Annotated in this window: 1 protein-coding gene and 1 pseudogene; one reads left to right on the top strand and one right to left on the bottom strand. The window is 52.2% G+C overall.

From position 1 onward, the window contains the following. The first annotated feature begins 108 nt into the window (after positions 1 to 108). A complete protein-coding gene (locus tag AC58NV_RS23600) occupies positions 109 to 405 on the top strand; it encodes a hypothetical protein (RefSeq protein WP_497229315.1) in 297 nt (98 codons plus the stop codon). Positions 406 to 880: 475 nt separating this feature from the next. Here the strand turns inward: AC58NV_RS23600 and AC58NV_RS23595 are convergent. After that, positions 881 to 1,400 (bottom strand): annotated as a pseudogene (locus tag AC58NV_RS23595) (transposase); the annotation flags it as partial.

Below are 1,400 nucleotides of genomic sequence, written 5' to 3'. Positions count from 1 at the left end.
TGTTCGAACTTCAGAAGGCGTCCTGTTCAATCAAGTTTAGTTTAGTGTTGGCTTTGCTAGCCATAACAGTTTACACTAAAAGTTGATTCTACCACTGGGAGATTTTCAATGCCCGGCAACATGTTGATCTTTGTCAACGCGGATGGCCAAACGAATTGCCACTTAGAACCTGAAACATCTTCTGGCAAAGGAAACGTCGAACATGTAAAAAAGACAAAAACGTTATTGGGCGGGGCGAGTAATGGAGCGAATTTTTCCGGTTCATTATCACGCGAAGGGGACTGGCGTAGTTTTTACTTTCGGAAAACTCGGCTGATCCTGGAACCCAGTTCTTTTTTAGCTCCCAGCGAGACGACTATTGAATGGTGCGAGGTAGTTACACTTGGCAATGAAGGTGAAGAATAAGTTGAATTAGCGATATGAGGAAAAGTGTTTCTAATTGTTTTCTTCGACTTCTGAGCACTCGCGCGCAAAATGAAACTTTGAGCACCACGTTTTTGATCCCATGGGTTGATGGTGCGACCCCTTCGATGGAATGGAAGGATCCCCTAGGCTCAGGACTTCGGTAACGGGAGTTTCCCGGTCAAGCGGTTTTACGCAAAATAATTGATCCGCCGAAGCGGGTTTATCATCTCTGTTTTTGTCCGCTCTGCTGTCTGTCGCGGTCTTCGACTGAGATCCTTCGGGTACACGCTTCGGTCCGTGGTCAACGCTTTGGTTGCCAATATGATGCTGGTTCGATGCAATTCCGATGTGCCCATCTCATTGGTGTGCTTGACGGAAGTCAGCGACGGTCCAGACCACGGCATCATCGGAACCACGTCCCTGCGGGACCTAGAAGGCCTGCGATCAGGCAGGCAATCTGCGGAGGAGTATGTGATCAGGCCATTTGCGGTGCAGCATCTGGTTGGAACACAGTGCCATCAACCCAAATTCGATGGAGAATGACCGAGATGCGTCGAGCAAGAGCGACCATCGCAATTTTCCGGCCACGGCGTTGCACGAGCTGGGCTCCCCATGTTCTCAACCTTGTCGAGCGTCCGCGGTTCATCATGACAGTTGCGGCTTGGCACAACGCCCGCCTCAGATTGACATCCCCAACCTTGGTAATGCCGCCAGACACATCGCGTTCGCCGGACTGGTTGCGCGAAGGAGTCAGGCCAACTCAAGGATCGACCCTCTTTGAAGATCGGAAGCGCGCCGGGTCATCGACGGCTGCTCGGAAGGTTAGTGCCACGACTGCGCCAATCCCCGGCATCGTCATCAAACGGAAGCACACTGGATCATCCTGGGCAAGCTGGCGCACCTGCTGCTCAAGGGTCGCAAGCTCCTGCCGAAGGGATGCTCTGACACGCAGCATGGGTACTGTAGCAATTTCCAGCATGGGATTGCCTTCCGCC

The sequence above is a fragment of the Leisingera sp. ANG49 genome, assembly GCF_059694505.1.
This window is presented reverse-complemented; position numbering and strand designations above follow the sequence as displayed.

Excerpts from the sequence above, each read along its gene's own strand:
- AC58NV_RS23600 (WP_497229315.1), top strand. The coding sequence starts at position 109 with ATGCCCGGCAACATGTTGATCTTTGTCAACGCGGATGGCCAAACGAAT.